We start from the raw sequence: 267 nt of genomic DNA, 5'->3' as shown, positions 1-267 counted from the left end.
GATTGACATCACTATGCAATTTTAGGGGTTTTTGGTCAATTCAACCCGGAAATAAAACCTCTGCGAGAAATTAGCGCAATCAAAATCAGCAGCGCCTCGATCAACCAGAAGTATGTTTGCCGGGGGAATGTCGTTCCGGCTCCATCGCTGATGCTATCGAGCGTTGCATCGACGAAACCGGTTTCTCCAAGACTGAGGCCCGCAATAATTTCCCCATGTGCATTCACCAGCGCTGAAATGCCGCTATTGGCGTCGCGAATCAGCGGC

The 267-nt window shown here is 50.2% G+C and carries 1 pseudogene; it reads right to left on the bottom strand.

Annotation, left to right across the window (positions count from 1 at the left end):
- Positions 1–35: 35 nt before the first annotated feature.
- Positions 36–267: pseudogene (locus EOD29_RS32230) on the bottom strand (apolipoprotein N-acyltransferase); the annotation flags it as partial.

The organism is Mesorhizobium sp. M1A.T.Ca.IN.004.03.1.1 (genome assembly GCF_003997555.1).
Lineage (GTDB): Bacteria > Pseudomonadota > Alphaproteobacteria > Rhizobiales > Rhizobiaceae > Mesorhizobium.
This window is presented reverse-complemented; position numbering and strand designations above follow the sequence as displayed.